This is a genomic window from Xenorhabdus bovienii (genome assembly GCF_024721015.1).
GTDB lineage: Bacteria > Pseudomonadota > Gammaproteobacteria > Enterobacterales > Enterobacteriaceae > Xenorhabdus > Xenorhabdus bovienii.
In genome coordinates this window covers 1-3,039 of the sequence record NZ_JANAIF010000153.1, presented here as the reverse complement: position 1 = coordinate 3,039, position 3,039 = coordinate 1, and the positions used below count along the sequence as shown (strand labels likewise).

Here is a 3,039-nt window from a genome sequence, read left to right as displayed (position 1 = left end):
ACTGGCATTTACTCTCGTTTGGTTACCAATGTGGGCTGATTGATTTATGAACATAAAACATCAACAGTCCCTAGTTTCCAATTAACTTTTCAGAGTACCTTGAATATTTAAGGAATGACCTTATCTAGTTTCCAGTAGCAAATTCTGACCAGTATTGGAGGTGTTATGCGTCTGGATCGTCTTACTAATAAATTCCAGCTTGCTCTCGCTGAGGCCCAATCCCTTGCATTAGGGCGTGATAATCAATTCATCGAACCGACCCACTTGATGAGCGCATTGCTTAATCAAGAGGGGGGCTCTGTTCGTCCCTTACTGACATCGGCAGGGGTTGATACGAGTAGCATTAACAATCAACTTAACCAAGCCTTGGATCGATTACCGAAAGTAGAGGGTAATGGTGGTGATGTACAGGTATCCAATGAGTTGGGACGTTATTTAAACCTGTGTGACAAACTTGCGCAAAAAGCAGGTGACAATTTTATTTCTTCTGAACTCTTTATTTTGGCGGCAATAGAAGAACGTGGAACATTAAGTGACATACTTAAAGCTGTGGGAACAACCAAAGATAAAATCGCTAAGGCAATAGAACAGATGCGTGGTGGTGAGAAAGTGAGTGATCAAGGCGCTGAAGATCAGCGTCAGGCACTAAAAAAATACACAATCGATCTAACTGAACGCGCCGAACAGGGCAAATTAGATCCCGTGATTGGGCGCGATGAAGAAATTCGCCGGACAATTCAGGTATTACAGCGTAGAACTAAAAATAACCCTGTTCTTATTGGTGAACCGGGTGTTGGGAAAACCGCCATAGTTGAAGGTCTGGCGCAGCGTATTATTAATGGTGAAGTCCCGGAGGGGCTGAAAAACAAACGCGTTCTGTCCCTTGATATGGGAGCGCTAGTGGCGGGTGCGAAATACCGTGGTGAATTTGAAGAACGTTTGAAAGGTGTTTTGAGCGATCTCGCCAAGCAGGAAGGCTCAGTCATTCTGTTCATTGATGAATTGCATACGGTGGTAGGAGCAGGTAAGGCTGATGGCGCAATGGATGCCGGTAATATGCTTAAACCCGCCCTGGCTCGCGGTGAACTACACTGTGTTGGTGCGACGACACTGGATGAATATCGTCAATACATTGAAAAAGATGCTGCTTTGGAACGTCGTTTCCAGAAGGTGTATGTTGCGGAGCCAACCGTTGAAGATACCATTGCTATCCTGCGTGGGCTTAAAGAACGCTATGAATTGCATCACCATGTACAAATTACTGATCCAGCAATCGTTGCTGCTGCGACATTATCCCATCGCTATATTTCAGATCGTATGTTGCCAGACAAAGCCATCGATCTGATTGATGAAGCAGGAGCAAGTTTGCGTATGCAAATGGATTCTAAACCAGAAGCACTGGATCGTTTGGAGCGTCGGGTTATTCAATTAAAGCTGGAGCAGCAGGCACTGAAAAAAGAACCGGACGATGGCAGTAAAAAACGACTCGAAATGTTGAATATAGAGCTGGTGGAGAAAGAACGCGAATATTCTGAGCTGGAAGAAGAGTGGAAAGCCGAAAAAGCAGAGCTGATTGGCACTCAGAACATTAAAGCAGAATTAGAGAATACGCGCCTTGAATTAGAAAAAGCCCGTCGTAGTGGTGATCTAGCGAAGATGTCTGAAATCCAGTACGGAAAAATTCCAGAATTGGAAAAACGTTTGGCAACGGCAACAACAGTAGAAAGCCATCATATGAAACTGCTGCGTAACAAAGTGACCGATGCCGAAATTGCCGAAATTCTTGCTCGCTGGACGGGAATTCCTGTATCCAGAATGTTGGAGAGTGAAAAAGATAAACTTCTGCGTATGGAGCATGAATTACATAAACGTGTCATCGGGCAAAATGAGGCTGTTGATGCTGTATCTAATGCAATTCGTCGTAGCCGTGCGGGATTATCCGATCCAAATCGTCCGATTGGTTCTTTTATGTTTTTGGGGCCGACGGGAGTAGGTAAAACCGAATTGGGTAAAGCGTTGGCCAATTTCCTATTCGACAGTGATGATGCGATGGTGCGCCTAGACATGTCGGAATTTATGGAAAAACATACTGTTTCAAGACTGGTGGGGGCTCCTCCTGGATATGTTGGATATGAAGAGGGGGGGTATCTGACAGAAGCGGTGCGTCGTCGCCCTTATTCAGTGATTTTACTGGATGAGGTAGAAAAAGCTCATCCTGATGTCTTCAACATTCTGTTACAGGTATTGGATGATGGTCGTCTGACGGATGGACAGGGGAGAACGGTTGATTTTCGCAATACTGTTATAATTATGACCTCTAATCTAGGTTCAGATATGATTCAGGAACGTTTTGGCGCACTGGATTATGCGGGAATGAAAGATATAGTGATGGAAGTAGTTGGTCATCATTTCAGGCCTGAATTTATTAACCGTGTTGATGAAGTAGTCGTGTTCCACCCATTAGGAAAAGAACATCTGACATCCATTGCGAATATCCAATTACAACGTTTATACCATCGTTTGGAAGAGCGTGGCTATCAGGTCACGATGACATCGACGGCATTGGAGAAATTGAGTGACGCTGGTTTTGATCCTGTATATGGTGCTCGGCCATTAAAACGAGCCATCCAGCAAGAGATCGAAAACCCTTTGGCCCAGCAGATCCTTTCAGGCAAACTGATTCCCGGAAAATTGGTTACTTTAGATCTGGAAAACGACCACATAGTTGCAAAACAATGAGATTGTTTGCTTGGTCGATTTTCATAGATAGTCGTCTTTATATAGACAACTCTCATGTGAAATTTTCATGGGGTGATATAAAAAGGTATACCAGAAGTAAAAAGAGGTGGGAAAACCACCTCTTTTTTCATTTCTTAGTCTAACAAAGCACCAATTTGGCTTGCGTTGGAGGATAAATAATCGATTGAGAGTTTTTTTTTAAAATAACTATTGTCAGGGGCTAAAAAGTCCCTATAATGCGCCACCACTGACCGACGCTGAGCGAAGACACGCCGCGGCGGACAGCGAGAGAACAGCCCG

Annotated in this window: 1 protein-coding gene; it reads left to right on the top strand. The window is 44.2% G+C overall.

Annotation, left to right across the window (positions count from 1 at the left end; all coding sequences use genetic code 11):
- Positions 1 to 165: 165 nt before the first annotated feature.
- A complete protein-coding gene (gene clpB, locus NXS07_RS19225) occupies positions 166 to 2,739 on the top strand; it encodes an ATP-dependent chaperone ClpB (protein ID WP_038201331.1) in 2,574 nt (857 codons plus the stop codon).
- Positions 2,740 to 3,039: the final 300 nt, after the last annotated feature.